This is a genomic window from Mycobacterium sp. 1164985.4 (assembly GCF_001668575.1).
Lineage (GTDB): Bacteria > Actinomycetota > Actinomycetes > Mycobacteriales > Mycobacteriaceae > Mycobacterium.
Genome location: NZ_LZMD01000070.1, coordinates 23,812 through 43,295, shown reverse-complemented (window position 1 = coordinate 43,295; position 19,484 = coordinate 23,812). Strand labels below are relative to the sequence as shown.

1 protein-coding gene (running past one end of the window) is annotated in these 19,484 nt (G+C 64.8%); it reads right to left on the bottom strand.

The window, feature by feature from the left end; all coding sequences use genetic code 11:
- Positions 1–110 precede the first annotated feature (110 nt).
- The coding region annotated (locus A5650_RS14035) for a non-ribosomal peptide synthetase (RefSeq protein WP_067292206.1) crosses the window boundary (this coding region is incomplete at its 5' end): on the bottom strand, positions 111–19,484 show 19,374 of its 43,185 nt. 23,811 nt of the annotated region lie beyond the right edge of the window.

Genomic DNA, 19,484 nt, shown 5'->3' with positions numbered 1-19,484 from the left:
TCCGGGTCTTCTGCTCTGTATTCGGGGAAACGAGGGTCCGCGCTTCGTCCTTGCCAGCCGCCGTAGCGGGCGATTCCTGAGCAGACTTGCTGCGCAAATGTCGTTTCACGTCAGAGCAGGCCCAGCAGTTGCAGGTTTCTGACGTACCTGATGATCATCTCTGCGGAGACATGCGGGATATCGTTGTCTGGACCGATTTTTGCCTCCTGTACCGCAGCGCGGAATCGATGTGCCGACGCGAAGGACCGGCTGGGCTCCACAGGCTGTAGACCTTCCGAATCGTCTGACGGCAAGAGTTGCCAAACAGTGTGTTGGCGCTGGCGATCTGGCAGGGCGCCCAGAGCGCTCCGGAATCGGCGCCACCATTCCTCGAAGTCGTCGATGCGCTGTATCGGATACCCGGCCTCGATAAGCCAGTCGACGTACATGTCGAGTCCGATACCGTCGTCGTGCGGGTTCATCACGTGGTAGGTCTGTGTTCCGTCGACTACCTGGGTTCCCAGCGTCGCGATCGCTTCGGCGACGAATTCGACTGGCAGTCCGTCGAAATGCGTCCGTTGTCGGTTTCCATCGGCGTCGAGCTCGTAGAACGAGGCGGGCGCAACTCCGGTAGCCAACACACTCAGCACCATCCGGGTGAACACATCCGACAAATTGAGCTGACCCTCATAGGTGGTGTCGGCAAGGATCATGTCGCAGCGGAAGACCGCGACGGGAAGTCCACATAGGTCATTGGCCTCGCGCAGCAGCACCTCGCCGGCCCACTTGCTATTGGCGTATCCGTTGCCGTAGCTGTTGTCGATAGTGCGGCTGGCGCTCATTGCCCGGATGTCGGCATCTTCGGTGAAGACCGATGGCTCGATCTGGCTGCCCACGTCGGCAGTCGAGACGTAGTTGTACGGCTTGAGTTTCGTGGTCAACGCCAACCTGATCAACTCTGTGGTGCCGATGACGTTGGGCCCGAATAGATCGCGATAAGAAAGGACGCCGTTCACTACAGCTGCTGCATCGACGATCAGATCGACGGTGCCTGCCAACCGCTGCCAAGTCTGTTGGTCCAGACCGAGATTCACTTCGGCTTTGTCGCCCGCGATGACCTCAAGATGGTCAGAGGCCAGTTCTCGGAAGTGCGCGAGCAGTGAGGGGTCGCCGCTGTCGAACGTCTGGTCCAGGCGTCGCCGAGCAGCCTCGTCGGATTCGGCTCGCACCAGACAAACAAGCGTGCCGTCGACCAGTTCCATGCGTTCCAGCCATTCCAGCGCCAGATAACGCCCGAGGAAACCTGTCGCACCGGTAAGAAGGACCGTTCGTATTTCGGCGCTCGGGCCACGCAGTGCCGGCGCGCCAGTCAACGTCGTGTCATCGATGAATTTGTCCAGCGTGAGGTCCGCAGCGTGCGCTTCGTTCACATGTCGGCCGTGCACGGATGCGAATATGTCTGCGCTATCGACTTCGTCCATCGCCTGACTCAGAAGTTTCACGGACGGCGCCTTGAGCAGAGTCGCGACCGAAATGCCTGCGTCCAAGCTGGTGTTGATGGCAGCGATCAGGCGCATCGCTGAGAGGGAATCGCCGCCAAGGGCGAAGAACGAGTCATCAACCCCGACCCGTTCGAGCCCGAGAACTTCGGCGTAGATGCCGGCCAGAACCTCCTCGACCGCGCTTTCCGGGGCGCGATAGCGTTCGGTGTCGCTGTACTCGGGCGCCGGCAGGGCACGCTTGTCGAGTTTGCCGTTGACCGTCAACGGCAACGCCTCGAGCACCACCACCGCCGCGGGCACCATATAACCCGGCAGCCGCTGGGCCAACGCGGCGCGGATGCCCGCCGTGTCCACCGCCCCGCTCGCGGTCTCGGTGACATAGCCGACCAGACGTTTGTCGCCCGGGCGGTCCTCGCGGGCGATCACCGCGGACTGTTCGACTCCGTCACAAGCGGCCAATGCGGCCTGGATCTCACCCAATTCGATGCGATACCCGCGGATCTTGACCTGCTCATCAGCGCGGCCCACATAGCGCAACTGCCCATCGGGCTCCCACGCGACCAAATCGCCGGTGCGATACATCCGCGCCCCCGGCACCCCGAACGGACACGCCACAAACCGCGACGCGGTCAACCCCGCCCGTCGCCAATACCCCACACCCACCCCGGTACCGGCGACATACAACTCCCCCACCACCCCGACCGGGACCGCACGCAACCAGGCATCCAACACCACCAGCGCCGCCCCCGGAACCGGGCCGCCGATCGGCACCACCGCCGACCCCGCGCTGAGCGGGGCACTGACCGCCGCATACACCGTGGTCTCGGTCGGGCCGTAGGCATTGACCATCACCCGCCCCGGCGCCGCCCACCGATGCACCAACTCCGCCGGGCACGCCTCCCCGGCCACCACCAACACCGCCGACTCCAACCCCACCGGCGAGAGCATCCCCGCCGCCGACGGCGTCTGACTGAGAACCGTCACCCGCTCGCTCACCAGCAGCGCGTGCAACTCCTCCGGTGAGCCGACCACCGCCTCGGGCACCACCACCAACCGGCCCCCCGACAACAGCGCCCCGAAAATCTCGCACACCGACACATCGAACGCCAACGAATGCCACTGCGACCACACCGCATCCGCATCCACCCCCGCAGGCACGACCGCACCCACACCCGCCACCAAGCCAGTCACATTGCAGTGAGTCACCGCAACACCTTTCGGCACCCCCGTCGTGCCCGAGGTGTACATCACATACGCGACATCCTCCGCCGCCGGCGCTGGCAGCGCGGTGCTGGGCTGGCGGTCGATCGCGGAATCGTCGATATCGATGACCGCCAGCGCGTCGTGGCCGGCCAGCCGCGACCGCAGGCCCGCGGTGGTGATCGCCGCGACAGGGGCGGCATCAGCAACCATGAACTCCACCCGCGCATCGGGCAACACCGGGTCGATCGGCACATAAGCCGCCCCGGTCTTGAGGACCGCCAGCATCGCCACGACCGCCTGCGTCGAGCGCGGCAGCACAAGCGCAACCCGCTGCCCGGGCCCCGCACCCGCGGTAACCAGTAAGTGCGCCAACCGATTCGACGCCTCATCGACCTCGCGGTAGGTGCACGACCGCTCGCCGCAGGTGATCGCCACCGCCTCCGGTGTCCGGGCGGCCTGCGCGGCGAACACCGCCGGGATCGACACCGTCGACGACGCCGGCGCGGTCAACACCGCCCGGTTACCGACCTCGACCAGCCGGGCGTGCTCAACCTCATCGAGCACATCAATCGATGACAACCGCCGGGACGGATCAGCCGTCAACCCCTCCAACACCCGCACCAACCGCCCGACCAACACCTCAACACTGGCCGCGTCCAACACATCAGTGTCGTACTCGATACGCAGCCCGAGCTCATCGCCTGGGAGAGCTTGCACCGCAAGCGGGTAGTGGTTGAATTCGCGTGCGTTGAAGTCGGTTACCGTCAACTCCTGCTCATCGGCCCCAGCCAAGGCGGCGGTGTCGACCGGGTAGTTTTCGTAGACGAACAGGGTGTCGAACAACTGGTGGTGACCGGTAAGGCGGTTGATCTCCGGTAACGCCAGATACTGATGGTCGATGGTGCGGTGTTGAGCCGCCTGTAGCTGCTCAAGCACCTCGGCGGTGGTGGTAGTAGCGGTGAGTGTCGCGCGCACCGGCACCGTGTTGATCAACAATCCGACCATCGACTCGGCACCGGCCAGTTCAGCAGGCCGCCCTGACACGACGGCGCCGAAGGCCACATCGTGTTGTCCGGTCAGCGAGCACAGCAGCTGTGCGAACGCCGCTTGTAGAACGGTGCTGATCGTGGTGTGGTGCGCCCGCGCCAACTCGCCTAGTGCGCGGGAGGTTTCCGCAGACACCTGGCAGAGGTTCACGTGTCGGGTGCCGAACCCCAGCCGGTCGGCCGGACCAACCAGCGTGGGAGTGTCGAATCCGGCCATCACCTCACCCCACGCGGCGCGGGCGGCGGCGAGGTCGCGCTCCGCCAGCCAGCTGACGAACCGGCGGAATGGAACCGCCGACGGCAGCGGCTGGCGGTGATAGCCGGCGAAAATCTCGCCGAGCAGGATGGGCATGGACCAGCCGTCGACCACGATGTGATGATTGGTCAACACAAACCGATGTCGGTCCGCCGCGGTGCGGATCAACGCCGCCCGGAACGGCGGCTGCCCGGCAAAATCGCAAACGGCGGAGCGCTCAGCGGAGCACTCGCTTCGAACCCGCTCATTCACATCGAAGTCGCCGACGCTCAAATCGACGTAACGCCATGGGATTTTCGGATCGGCCGGGATGACCTGGACCGGCTGCTCGTATTGCGGGCAGAACCGCGCCACGAGATGGGGATGGCGGCCGATTACGGTCTGCACCGCATTGTGCAGCCGGTGCGCGTCCAGCGTGCCGGTGATGGCGACATCCAGCTGCACCGCATACATATCATCGTCGTTGTCTTGCGCGGCGACGGCGTGGAACAGCAGCCCCTGCTGCAGTGGCGTCAAGGGCAGTACATCGGCGATCGCGTATTGCTTCTCGAGTTCGTCGAGTTGCGGCTGACTCAGTCGGGCCGGCGCGATATCCGAAGGAGTCAATCCACCGCCACCGGCGCGCACGTACGCACATATTCCGCTCAACGCCTCGAACCACAACCGGCTCAACCGCTCTACCTGCGGACCATCGACCACCGACGGCGCCCACGTCCAGTTCGCCTGCAAGCGGGGCCCGTCATCGGTATCAGCGGTGGCCGCGTTGAGTTCCACCGTATGGGCCAACGCCACAGGGACGGTCGCGGCTGCCCCGACCGTCGACAAGCCCTCCGCAGAGATTTGCCAAAGCTCATCGGAGGTCCCGCCCGCAACCGCACCCAACCGGCCTAGATAGTTGAACCCGATCGCCGGATCTGGGCCGCTCAGCTCGACATCGGGGTTGAGGTAGCGCAGCAAACCAAAGGTAAGGCCGTCCGGGTGAGCGCGCAGTTGTTCTTTGACATCCTTGACTGCCGCACCCAGCGCCCGATCACCGTTGGTGACCTGCGCCCAATCAAGCTCGCCGACCGTCAGGGTCACCGGGTACTTGGTGGTGAACCAGCCAACCGTGCGGGTCAGGTCCACATCGTCGGCCAGTTCCTCATCACGGCCGTGGCCCTCCACGTCGATGACGACCGGCGCTTCCGGGTTGTCGAGGAATTCCGTGCACGCCAATCCGAATGCGATCAACAAGATCTCGTGGATCCCGGCGTGAAACGCTGCTGGCACCTCACTGAGTAGCGTCCGAGTGGTCTCGGCGTCCATCTGCATCGACGTCTGCCCAGCGTTGGCATAAGTGTCCACCGCAGGTTGCACCGTCGGGAGAGCATCCGGGATCTGCGCAATCTGACGCCATGCATCAGCCCAGCCAACGACTTCAGGCATGCGTGCGCGTTCTGCCAACAGTTCCGACCACCGCACGAACGACGTTCCGGCCGAAGGCAAAATGATCGGCTGTCCGCTTCGGTGCTGGGCCCAGGCGATGTTGAGATCCTCGAGGAGGATTCGCCATGACACCCCGTCGACGGCGAGGTGGTGAGCGATCAACACCAACTGACCCGTCGCGCTGGCCCACAGTGCGCTGATCATCAGCCCAGCAGCCGGGTTCAATCGCGACCGCGCCGACGCCACCGCCTCGTCATCGAGTCTCTCGACCGTGCGCAGGCACTCGGTCGCCTGTGCCGAGCCGATTTCGGGCACATGCAATGCCCAACCGCCGGCGGAATCTTCGTCGACGCGCAACCGCAACATCGGATGCCGATCCAACAGCGCCTGCAAGACCACCGCCACATCGGCCTCAGAGACGTCGGCGGGGGCCTGCAACACCACGGTCTGGTTGAACTGGTCAACCGGCCCCGCCATGGTGGCCAACCAACTCATGATCGGTGTCGGGACCATCGCGCCAATGCCCTCATCGACGACGTCGGCCGCATCGTCGGCGAGGCGGGCGACCCGTGCGAGGCGGGCCACGTTTTGCTCGACGAAAAGATCACGGGGTCGACATACCAGACCGGCCGCCCGGGCTCGGGTCACCACTTGCATCGACAAGATGCTGTCCCCGCCGAGTTCGAAGAAGGAGTCGTCGATGCCGACTCGCTCGACTCCGAGGACTTGGGCGTAGATGCCGGCCAGGATTTCTTCGACCGCAGTGCCCGGCGCGCGGTAGCGATCACTGTTCTGGTATTCCGGGGCCGGCAGGGCGCGCTTGTCGAGTTTGCCGTTGGACGTCACCGGCAACGCCTCGAGCACCACCACCGCCGCGGGCACCATATAACCGGGCAACCGTCGGGCCAGCGCCGCGCGCAACTCGGCCGGATCCGCAGTCCCGGGAACTGACTCGGTGACATAGCCGACCAGGCGTTTGTCGCCTGGGCGGTCCTCACGAGCGATCACCACCGCCTGCTCGACCCCATCGCAGTCGTTCAACGCCGCCTGCACCTCACCCAATTCGATGCGATACCCGCGGATCTTGACCTGCTCATCAGCGCGGCCCACATAGCGCAACTGCCCATCGGGGTCCCACGCCACCAGATCGCCGGTGCGATACATCCGCTGCCCAACAGCACCGAACGGACACGCCACAAACCGCGCCGCGGTCAACGACGCGCGCCGCCAATACCCCACACCGACCCCGGCGCCGGCCACATACAACTCCCCGACCACCCCCGCCGGCACCGGACGCAACCACGGATCCAACACGGAAAAAGCTGCCCACGCCACCGGCGCACCGATCGGCGGAGCCCCCACACCGGCCACCAACGGCGCACTCTTCGACGCCCACATCGTGGTCTCGGTCGGGCCATAGACGTTGACCATCACCCGCCCCGGCGCCCACCGATCCACCACCTCGACCGGACACGGCTCAGCCCCGATCACCAACGCCGCCGACTCCAACCCCTGCGGCGATAACATCCCCACCGCCGACGGCGTCTGAGTCAACACCGTGACGTGCTCGGCCACCAACAAGGCATGGAAATCCTGCGGCGACCGCGCCACCTGCTCGGGCACCACCACCAACCGGCCGCCATGCAGCAACGCACCCCAGATCTCCCACACCGAGAAATCGAACGCCAACGAATGAAACAGCGTCCAGACCTGCCCGGGCACCAACTCCACACCGATCTGCAGCGCATCGAACAACTGCGTGACGTTGTGCTGAGTGACCGCCACCCCCTTGGGCACCCCGGTCGTACCCGAGGTGTAAATCACATGGGCGATCTCATCAGGGCCCGGTACGGCCAACGCCGTAACCGGCTGGGCCTCAACAGCGCGATCGTCGATATCGATAACCATCAGCCCCGCACGCCCGGCCACCCGCGAGGCCAACCCCGCCGTGGTCAACACCGCCATAGGCGCGGCATCAGCCAACACAAACTCCACCCGCGAATCCGGATGAGCCGGATCAATCGGCACATACGCCGCCCCGGTTTTGAGCACCCCCAAAATCGCGATCACCGCCCGCGCCGAGCGCGGCGCCAACAACGCCACCCGCTCACCCGGGCCCACGCCGAAACCGATCAGCAAGTGCGCCAACCGATTGGACGCCTCATCCACCTCCCGGTACGACCACGACCGACCCTCAAAAGTCAGCGCCACCGCCTCCGGCGAACGAGCAACCTGTTCAGCGAACAACCCCACAACCGACACCGCCACCGGCCCCGGCCCCGACAACACCGCCCGATTACCCCACCCCTGCACGACCAGATGCTCACCCGCATCAAGCAAATCCACCGACGACAACCGCCGCGACGGATCGCCAACCATCGCCACCAACACCCGCTCAAAACGCCCAACCAACACGTCGATGCTGGACGCGTCAAACACATCAGCGTCGTATTCAACGCGTAACCCGAGTTCCCGACCGGGTGAAAGTTGCACGGCAAGCGGATAGTGAGTGAGTTCGCGCGCAGTGAACGCAGTGATCGCCAATTCGTGTTCGCCGGCCAACTCGGCGGTGTCGATCGGGTAGTTCTCATACACGAGCAAGGTGTCGAACAACTGGTCGTGACCGGTGAGGTGGTGCATCTCCGGTAATGCCAGATGCTGGTGCTCCAGCGTGTGGTTGTTTGCGCTCTGCAGTTGCTCAAACAGGTCGGCGGCGGTGCTCCCGGCAGTGAGCTTTGCGCGGACAGGCACCGTGTTGATCAACAGACCCACCATTGATTCCGCACCGGCCATCTCCGTGGGGCGCCCTGAGACAGCGGCGCCGAACACTACATCCTGCTGGCCGGTCAGCGAGCTCAGCACCTGTGCCCAAGCGGCCTGTAACACCGTGTTCACGGTCGTGTGATGCGTCCGCGCCGCGTCAATCAGCGCCTCGGTGTTCTGCTCCGACAGCTGATGCCGCACCACGCCTCGGGTGCCGAGACTAAGTCGGGATGGCGGGCCCACCAGCGTGGGAGTTTCGAACCCCGCCAGCACTTCGCTCCACGCCGCGCGCGCACCGTCGAGATCCCGGTCGGCGAGCCAGCTCACAAACGTGCGGTACGAAGTGGCCACTGATAACGGCTGTCGGTAGTAGGCGGAGAAGATCTCGCCCAATAGGATCGGCATCGACCAGCCGTCCATCACGATGTGGTGGTTGGTCAGCAAAAGCCGGTGCGTATCAGGCCCGGTGCGGATCAACGTCGCCCGGAATGCCGGGTGCCCGATCAGATCGCAGACCGCGGCGCGCTCGGCGGCGCAGACACTTTGGACCTGCTCCTCGGCATCGTCACCGCTGTCTTCGGAGATCAGATCGATGTACTGCCACGGCGCCGTGGGATCGGCCTCGATGACCTGCACCGGCTCGTCAGGCAGGTCGCAGAACCTAGCGACTAGATTCGGGTGCCGCTTGACGACGACGTTTACCGCATCGCGCAACCGCAGCGCCTCCAGTGGGCCGACGATCGTGAAATCGAGCTGTACCGCATACAAGTCATCGTCGCCGTCTTCCACAGTGTTGGCGTGGAACAGAAGGCCCTGCTGCAGCGGGGTCAACGGCAAGACATCCGCGACGCGATATCGGTCCTGTAGTTCGTCGAGTTGAGCCTGACTCAACCGAGCCGGCAGGACATCAGTGGGGGTCAGTCCGCCCCCGCCGGCACGCACATACGCACAGATCCCACCCAGGGCCTCAAACCACAAGCGGCTCAACCGATCCACCTGCGCTGCATCGAGTGCCGAGGCCGCCCAGGTCCAGGTCGCGTTCAGGCGCGGACCCTCCGCGGTGTCGGCGGTGGCAGCGTTGAGTTCCACGGTGTGCAGCAACGGCATCGCGATCGCCGACGCTGCCCCAGACAGCGCCAAGCCTTCCGGGGAAATACGCCAGAGGTCATCGGAAACCTCACCGGCCGCCGCGCCCAACCGGCCCAGATAGTTGAACGCGATGGGCGAGTCGACCCCGTCCAGCTCCACGTCGGGGTTCAGGTAACGCAACAGTCCGTAGGTCAATCCGTCGGGATGGGCACGCAGTTGTTCCTTGGCGTCCTTGACCACGGCCCCCAGCGCCGCCTCACCGGCGATCACCTGTGCCCAATCCAGCCCGCCGACGCTCAATGCCACCGGATACAGCGTGGTGAACCAGCCCACCGTGCGCGTCAGGTCAACTCCGTTGGCCAACTCCTCCTCGCGGCCGTGGCTCTCCACGTCGATACATATCGGGGCTTCATCGACGCCGAGAAATTCCGCGAGGGCGAGGGCGAGTGCGGTTACCAGGATGTCGTGGATGCCGGCGTGAAACGCCGCCGGCACCTCACCAAGCAACACGCGGCTTGTGTCGGCATCCAGCTGTGCCGACCAGTGTCCGGCGGTAGCGAACGTGTCGGCCGGCTGCACTGCCGGCAACACCGGCGGGGTGGCGGCGATCTGCCGCCACGCCTCAGCGTGGGCGAGCACCTTCGGCGTGTGGGCGTGCTCGGGCAACAACGCCGACCACCGTGCAAACGACGTTCCACCCGCCGGCAGGGCGATCGACAACCCAGCGTGATGCTGCGCCCAAGCAATGTTGAGATCTTCCAACAGGATTCGCCACGACACCCCATCCACCGCCAAGTGGTGGATGCAGAGCACCAGTTGGCTCGTCGCCGAAGCCCACACCGCGGCCAGCATCACGCCGTCCGCGGGGTTCAACCGCGACCGCGCCCGGATCACCGCCGCCTCATCGAGCTCCTCGACGATGTGCACACAGTCCTTCGCCAACACCGCCCCGGGCTCGGGCACCGTCAGCGTCCACCCCCCGATGCCGTCTCGCTCGACGTGGACGCGCAGCATGGCGTGCCAGTCCAGCAGCGCCTGCATCAGCACCACTACGTCGGAATGCGTTGCGCCAGACGGGGCTTGAACCACCACCGTTTGGTTGAACTCGTCTGTTGGGCCCTCCACACTGGCAAGCCAACGCATGATTGGGGTGGCGACCACGGGGCCCAGTCCCAGGTCGATGACGCGAGGCGTGTTGTCGGACGTCTCGACGACGCGAGCCAGCCGTGCCACGGTTTGCTCGGTGAACACATCCCGCGGGCGGCACACCAAACCCGCGGCCCTGGCCCGAGCCACCACCTGCATCGACAAGATGCTGTCGCCGCCGAGTGCGAAGAACGAGTCGTCGACTCCGACCCGCTCCACCCCGAGCACCTGGGCGTAGATGCCGGCCAGGATCTCCTCGGCCGCGCTTTCGGGCGCCCGGTAGCGATGATCGTCGGTGTATTCCGGTGCCGGCAGCGCGCGTTTGTCGAGTTTGCCGTTGACCGTCAACGGCAGTGTCTCGAGCACCACCACCGCCGCGGGCACCATATAACTCGGCAGCCGCTCCGCCAGTGCGGTGCGCAATGAGGCGGGGTCGGCGGTCCCGGTGACATAGCCGACCAAGCGCTTGTCGCCCGGGCGGTCCTCTCGGGCGATCACCGCGGCCTGCTCCACCCCCTCGCAATCGGCAAGCGCCACCTGGATCTCGCCGAGTTCGATGCGGTACCCGCGGATCTTGACCTGCTCATCAGCACGGCCCACATAGCGCAACTGGCCGCCAGGAGCCCACGAGACCAGATCTCCTGTGCGGTACATGCGTTGTCCGACTTCATCAGCGCCGGTGAACGGACACGCCACGAATCGCGTCGCCGTCAAAGGACCCCGACCCACATACCCTTCAGCCAGACCCGCGCCCGCCACATACAGCTCTCCGACCACCCCTACGGGGACCGGACGCAACCATCTGTCCAGCACAAAGAACCCAAGGTGAGCCAAGGGGACCCCAATTGGGCTGACAGTGCTGTTGAGATCGGACGCGACGATCTTGCAGTAGGACGCGTGCACCGTGGTCTCGGTGATGCCATACATGTTGATCAAGCGCGGTGATCCTGGATGGTTATCCAACCAGGTCTCCAGACGCTGAGGTTCTAGCGCTTCCCCGCCGAACACCACCGTCTGCAGCTTCAGTTCATCATTTGCCTCGGGGGACTGCGAGGAATCCATCCCGAGCCAGCGTGTCACTTGGCGTTCCCAAGCCGTGATCGAGGTTTCCGACCAATATTGCGCGTCAACGGTTTGCAGCGCATAGAACGCCGTAGGAGTTTGGCTCAAGAGTGTTACCTGCTCGGCGACCAGCAGGGCGTGTAACTCTTCCGGTGAACGGACCACCTCATCGGGCACCACTACCAGCCGCCCACCAGTGAGCAACGCACCCCAGATTTCCCAGACCGAGAAGTCGAAGGCGATCGAATGGCTCTGCGACCACACCTGCCCCGCCAAGTCCATCTCCGCGTCCAACGATTTCAACAGTCGGGTGACGTTGCGGTGAGCCACGGCTACGCCCTTCGGGGCTCCGGTGGTACCTGAGGTGTAGATCAAGTAGGCAATATCGTCGGGCGCCGGTGCCAGCATCGGTAGCGGCGTGGCGAATTGAATGTCCAATGCGGGATCGTCGACATCGATCACCGGCAGGTCAATCCCATCGAGCCGCGACCGGAGTCCCGCGGTGGTGATCGCGATAATCGGTGCGGCGTCGTCGAGCACAAACTCCATCCGCGCCCTCGGCAGCGCTGGATCGATCGGCAGGTACGCCGCACCGGTTTTCAGCACCGCCAGCATCGCGAGAATTGCTTCGGCCGAGCGCGACAACAGCAACGCCACCCGCTCACCCGGACTTACCCGATGAGCAACGAGCGAGTGCGCCAACCGATTCGACACCTCGTCGAGTTCTCGGTACGTCAGCGAGCAACCCTCGATGGTGACCGCGACCGCCTCAGGTGTGCGAGCCACTTGTGCGGCAAAGGCTGCCGGAATCGACACAGGCGCACTCGCAGGCTCCGACAACACCGCGCGATTGCCGATCTCGTCGAGGAACGCGTGCTCATCCGCATCAAGCAGATCCAACGTCGAGAGACGCCCGGCGGGTCCGGCGGTCATCGTCATCAACACCCGCTCAAAACGTTCGAGAAGCGCCTGGATGGTGCCTGCGTCAAACACGTCAGTGCGGAATTCGACATCGCCGCCGATACCGGCGGGTTCGCCAGTCTCGGTCCAGTGCTCTCCGAGATGGAAGGCCAGATCCGCACGCGCGGTGCGGGTCTCCAGCGGCAGCGGCACGGCCTCCAGATCACCGAAGGTCCGCCCGACGTTCAAGTTCTTCTGACCAGCAAGCGTCTGCCAGGCCAACAACACCTGCACCAGCGGATGGTGGGCCAGCGACCGAGCCGGCTTGAGCCGCTCCACCAGCAGCTCGAAGGGCACGTCCTGATGCTCATAGGCCGCTAGGCTGCGCGCGCGCACCTCAGACAACAACTCTCCGACGCTGGGATCTCCCCCCACGTCCACCCTCAACACCAAGGTGTTGACGAAGAACCCGACCAGCTCGTTGAGCGCGGGATCGCGACGACCCGCGACGATGAACCCCACCGCCACCTCAGGGCTGTTGCTGAGCTTCGACAACAACGCGACCAAGGCGGCTTGAACCACCATGAAACTGGTCGCATTGTGTTCTCGAGCAAGGCGAGCCACCCTCTGCTGCAATTCCGGGGACCAATCGACAAGCGCCTTCGCACCGCGGTAATCAGCAACGGGTGGGTAGGGCCGATCGGTAGGCAGCACCAGGCGCTCGGGCATCCCGGCCAACGCCTGCTCCCAATAGGCGAGCTGCGCGCCGATGGGGCTGCCGGAGTCGGCAACATCACCAAGTTGCGCGCGCTGCCACAGCGTGTAATCGACGTACTGCACTGTCAAGGGCGCCCATTCGGGAGCCCGGCCCGCACACCGCGCGGCGTAAGCCTCCGACACATCACCCAACAACGGAGCGATCGACATTCCGTCAGCGGCAATGTGGTGCACCACGGCCGCCAATACATGCTCGTCTCTGCTGATACGGAAAAGCTTGGCCCGCAACGGAATATCGGTGGCTAAATCGAACGGCACGCTCACCACCGCATCGATGGCCTCACTCATCCGGCGGTCAGGCCACCCGCCGGCATCTGCGACCTCCCAGCCGAAGTTTGCCCGCTCGATTGGAAGCACCATCTGCTGCGGGATCCCCTCGGGCGCAGGGAAGAGCGTGCGCAGGCTCTCATGGCGGTCTACGACGTCGGCTAATGCCGCTCCTAACGCATCGGCGTTCAGGCGTCCGTTCAACCGCAGCGCCACGGCCATGTTGTAGACCGCCGAGGGCCCTTGTAACTGATCGATGAACCACAACCGATGCTGGCCGAACGACAAGGGCACCACCGCAGGGCGCTCACCGGCCACCAGCGGCGCCAACCCACCCTTGTCGGCGCAGATCTGCGGCGCCAGTTCGGAGACCGTCGGCGCCTCAAACACCGCCCGAACCGAAAGGTGGCCACCCAAGCCGGCATTGATCGCAGCGACCAACCGCATCGCCGACAACGAATCCCCACCCAGATCGAAGAACGAGTCATCCACCCCGACCCGCTCCACTCCGAGAATTTGAGCGTAGATCCCGGCGACAATCTCCTCGGTCAGCGTGGCCGGAGCGCGGTAGCCTTCGCTGCCGGTGTATTCCGGTGCCGGCAATGCGCGTTTGTCGAGCTTGCCGTTGACGGTCAATGGCAACACTTCGATCGCGACGACGGCGGCCGGAACCATGTAGCTCGGCAGGCGCTTGGCCAGCGCGTCGCGCAGCGCGGCCGGATCGGCGGTCCCGGTGACATAGCCGACAAGGCGTTTGTCGCCTGGGCGGTCCTCGCGGGCGATCACTACTGCCTGATCGACTCCGTCGAGTGCATTGAGTTCGGCTTCGATTTCACCGAGTTCGATGCGGTATCCGCGGATCTTGACCTGCTCATCAGCTCGGCCCGCATACCGCAGTTGGCCATCCGGGCTCCACGCGACCAGATCTCCGCTGCGATACATGCGTTGTCCAGGTCCGCCGAACGGGCATGCCACAAAACGTGACGCGGTCAACGCGGCCCGGCCCGTATAACCCTCGGCCAGTCCGGCACCGGCCACGTACAACTCCCCTACCACGTTGGTCGGCACGGGGCGCAACCAGCCATCGAGCACGAAGAAGGCTAGATGCGCCAACGGAACCCCGATCGGGGAGCCCGCATTCTTGACATCGGCGGCGAGGATCTCGCGTATTGAGGCATGCACCGTGGTCTCGGTTATGCCGTACAAGTTCAGTAGTCGCGGCAACCCGGGATGACGATCCAACCACGCCCCGAGGCGAGCAGGTTCGAGCGCTTCCCCGCCGAAAACAACTGTCTCCAACTTCAATTGGTCGCCCAACTCGGGGTTCACCGCATCCGCGGCCTGGAGGGCATAAAACGCCGATGGGGTCTGGCTGAGCACACTGACCTGCTCGCTCACCAATACCGCGTGCAGCTCCTGCGGAGAACGCACCACCTCGTCGGGCACCATCACTAACTGCCCGCCGCTCAATAGCGCGCCGAAGATCTCCCAGACCGAAACGTCGAAGGCCAAGGAGTGACACTGCGACCAAACCGCCGGCGCCGGCACGTCGGCCTCCAACGCCTCTAACAGCCGAATGACGTTGCGGTGCGCTACTGCGACGCCCTTCGGGACACCAGTGGTGCCCGAGGTGTAGATCAAGTAGGCGATGTCGTCCGGGGAAGGCGGCGGTAACGCGGTGACCGGCTGGGCATCGATGGCGGGATCGTCGATATCCACGACCACGATGTCTTGCTCGGTCAGCCGCGGTCGCAGTTCGGCGGTGGTGAGCGCGATTTTCGGGGCGGCATCGTCGAGCACAAATCCAATCCGCGCATCCGGATGGCCCGGGTCAATCGGCACATACGCTGCCCCGGTCTTGAGCACCGCCAGGATCGCCGCGACCGCCTCGGCCGAGCGATTCATCAGCAGCGCAACCCGCTCACCCGGACGCAGTCCGCGAGCAGTCAACCAATGGGCCAACCGATTCGACGCCTCGTCTAGCTCGCGGTATGTCACCGAGTGGCCACCACAGCTAATCGCCACGGCTTCAGGGGCCTTGCCCACCTGCGTGGCGAACAGCACAAGAATCGACACCGGTGTGAGTGTTCGCGCAGTCAAGGCCGCCCGGTTGCCGACCTCGTCGAGTCTGCCGAGCTCAGCTGCATCCAGCACGTCGATCGATGACAACGTCCGTGATGGGTTGGAACTCATCGCGACCAACACGCGCTCGAACCGCTTGATCAGCGCTTCGATGCTGCCCGCATCGAACTCGTCGGTGTCGTATTCGACGCGCAGCGCCAGTTCGCGGCCTGGTGCGGCTTGCAACGCGAGCGGGTAGTGGTTGTATTCGCGGGCCGCGAATTCAGTGACGGTGAGCTCGCCGTCGCCTGACAACTCGGCGGTGTCAACCGGGTAGTTCTCGTAGACGAACAGCGTGTCGAACAGCGTGTCGATACCGGTGAGGCGGTGAAGCTCCGGTAGCGCCAAGTGCTGGTGGTCCAAGGTTTGGTGCTGCGCGGTCTGCAGCTGCTCGAGCAGCTCAGCGGTCGTGGTCGATGCGTTGAGAGCTGCGCGCACCGGCACGGTGTTGATCAACAGCCCGATCATCGACTCCGCACCCGCCACCTCAGCCGGGCGTCCGGAGACGACGGTGCCGAACACCACATCGCGATGGCCGGTCAGTGAGCTCAGCAGTTGCGCAAACGCCGCCTGCAACACTGTGCTGACGGTCGTATCATGTGCGCGCGCCAACTCGCCAAGCCCTCGAGTGATTCGCTCAGACAGTCTGCAGGAGAACGCTTTTCGACTGCCGAACCCCAGCGTGTCCGGCCGACCTACCAGAGTCGGGGTGTCGAACCCGGCCAGAACCTCGCGCCAGGCCGCGCGGGCGGCGTCGAGGTCGCGCTCGGCCAGCCAGCTGATGAATCGGCGATACGACACCGGTGGGGGCAGCGGCTGGCGGTAGTAGCCGGCGAAGATTTCACCCAGCAGGATCGGCAGCGACCAGCCGTCCATCACAATATGGTGATTGGTGAGCACAAACCGGTGCCGATCAGGTCCAGTGCGAATCACCGCCGCCCGAAATGCCGGCTGCTCAGTAGGATCGCCGACCGCGGCGCGTTCAGCAGCACAAATCGCCCCGACCTGCTCCTCGATATCGACGCCGAAGGGCACATCAACGAAGCGCCAGGGTATTTCGGGGTCAGTCTCTATGATCTGTACCGGCTCATCGAATCGGTCGCAGAAGCGGGCCATCAGATGTGGATGGCGGCCGACCACGGTGTGCACCGCCGCGCGCAGCCGCTCTGCATCCAAGGCGCCGGCGATGGTGATATCCAGCTGCACCGCATACACATCATCGTCGTTGTCGTGATCGGTGCCCGCGTGAAACAGCAGACCCTGCTGCAGCGGAGTCAACGGCAACACATCCGCGATCCGGTGCTGCCGCTGGATCTCATCAAGTTGGGGCTGACTCAGCCGCGCCGGAACGATATCGGTGGGCGTCAACCCGCCCCCACCAGCGCGCACATGCGCGCAGATTCCGCCCAACGCCTCAAACCACAACCGGCTCAAGCGGTTTACTCGCGCCGCATCGAGCGCGGAAGGCGCCCAGATCCAGTTCGCCTGCAACTGCGGGCCGGAATCGGTATCGGCAGTGACGGCGTTCAGCTCCACGGTGTGGACCAACGGCATCGGAATTGCCGCCGCCGCACCGGTCAACGCCAAACCAGCAGCACTAACACGCCAGAACCCATCGGAGACGTCGCCTGCCGCAGCGCCCAACCGGCCCAGATAGTTGAACGCGATGACCGGATCCGCGGCATCCAGCTCCACATCGGGGTTCAGGTACCGCAGCAATCCGTAGGTCAGGCCGTCCGGGTGGCCGCGCAGTTGTTCTTTGGCGTCCTTGATGACGGCGCCCAACACCGCGTCACCGCCAATGACCTGCGCCCAGGTCAGCCCGCCGACGCTCAGCGCTATGGGGTGCTTGGTGGTGAACCAGCCCACCGTGCGCGACAGGTCCACTCCGTCGGCGAGGTCCTCATCGCGGCCGTGGCCTTCGACATCAATAGCAATTGGAAGACCGTGCATCCCCAACAGTTCCGCGCACGCCAGTCCCAAGGCGATCAACAAAATGTCTTGGACCCCGGCGTGGAACGATGCCGGGACTTGACCGAGCAGCATCCGGGTCGTCTCGGTATCCAGCTGCGCCGACAAATGTCCCGCGCGGGCGTAGGTGTCCACATCGGGTTGCACCGTCGGCAGTGCGACCGGGGCGACAGCAGTCACTCGCCGCCACGCCTCAGCCTGGCTGACGACTTCAGCGGTCCGCGCGTGGTCGGCCAACAGTGTCGACCACCGGGCAAACGACGTTCCACTCGGGAGCAGCGCGATCGGCTGTCCACTGTGATGCTGGGACCAAGCAATATTCAGGTCTTCCAACAGGATTCGCCAAGACACCCCGTCAACAGCCAGGTGGTGAACGATCAACACCAACTGACCGGTCGCATTGGCCCACAGCGCGCTGACCATGCTCCCCGCGGCCGGGTTCAACCGTGACCGCGCCTCGATCAGAGCCTCGTCGCTGAGCGTCTCCACGCTATGCACGCAATGGTCCGCCTGTACCGAGCCGACGTCGGGCACCTGCAGCGCCCATTCCCCCGCGTCATCCTCAGCGACGCGCAGCCGGAGCATGGCATGTCGATCCAGCAACGCTTGCAGGACCACCACCACATCGGCTTCAGTGGCTCCGACCGGGGCTTGCACCACCATCGTCTGGTTGAACTGATCAATCGCGCCCTGCAGGCTGTGAAGCCAGCCCATGATCGGAGTGGCCACGACAGGTCCCACTCCGTCGTCGATGACGCCAACCGCGCCGTCGATGACCCGGACTACCCGTGCCAGCCGCGCCACGGTCTGCTCGACAAACACATCGCGCGGGCGGCAGAGCAGGCCGGCCGCTCGGGCCCTCGCCACGACCTGCATCGACAAGATGCTGTCGCCACCCAACGCGAAGAACGGTTCATCTACCCCGACCCGCTCGATACCCAGCACCTGGGCATAGATTCCGGCCAGGATCTCCTCGACCGGGGTCTCGGGCGCACGATACCGGTCGATATCGGTGTATTCGGGTGCTGGCAGCCCGCGTTCGTCGAGCTTGCCATTGATCGTCAGCGGCAACGCGTCCAACGGGACGATGGCGGTCGGCACCATATAGCCCGGCAACCGCTCGGCCAGTTGCAAAAGAATCTCGGCCGTATCGAGGCTGCCGGTGGCGTAACCGACAAGGCGTTTGTCGCCGGGGCGGTCCTCACGCGCGATCACCACCGCATGAGTAACCCCGTCGCAGGCGTTCAGCGCGGCTTGGACTTCACCGAGTTCGATGCGATACCCGCGGATCTTGACCTGCTCATCAGCGCGGCCCACATAGCGCAACTGCCCATCGGGCTCCCAGGCCACCAGATCCCCGCTGCGATACATCCGCGCCCCGGCGCCGCCGAACGGACACGCCACAAACCGTGACGCGGTCAACGACGCCCGCCCCACATAGCCCTCGGCCACCCCAGCGCCGGCGACATACAACTCCCCCACCACCCCGGTTGGCACCGGGCGCAACCAACCATCGAGGACGAAAAAGCCCAAGTGCGCCAACGGCATCCCGATCGGAGACACCGCCTTGTCGATATCGGCGGCGGTGATCTGCCGCAGCGAAGCATGCACCGTGGTCTCGGTGATGCCATACATATTCAGTAGCCGCGGTGACCCTGGATGTCGACCCAACCACGCCCCGAGACGGGCCGGCTCCAGCGCCTCCCCGCCAAACACCACCGTCTGCAACTTCAGCCGATCCGCCCGCTCGGCAGCCATTGCCTCGGCGGCAGCCAACGCATAAAACGCCGATGGGGTCTGGCTCAACACCGAAACCTGCTCGCCGACCAACAGCGCACACAACTCCTCGGGCGAGCGCACCACCGCATCGGGCACCACTACCAGCCGACCGCCAGAAAGCAGCGCCCCAAAGATCTCCCACACCGAGAAATCGAACGCCAACGAATGGCACTGCGACCACACCTGATTCGGGCCCAC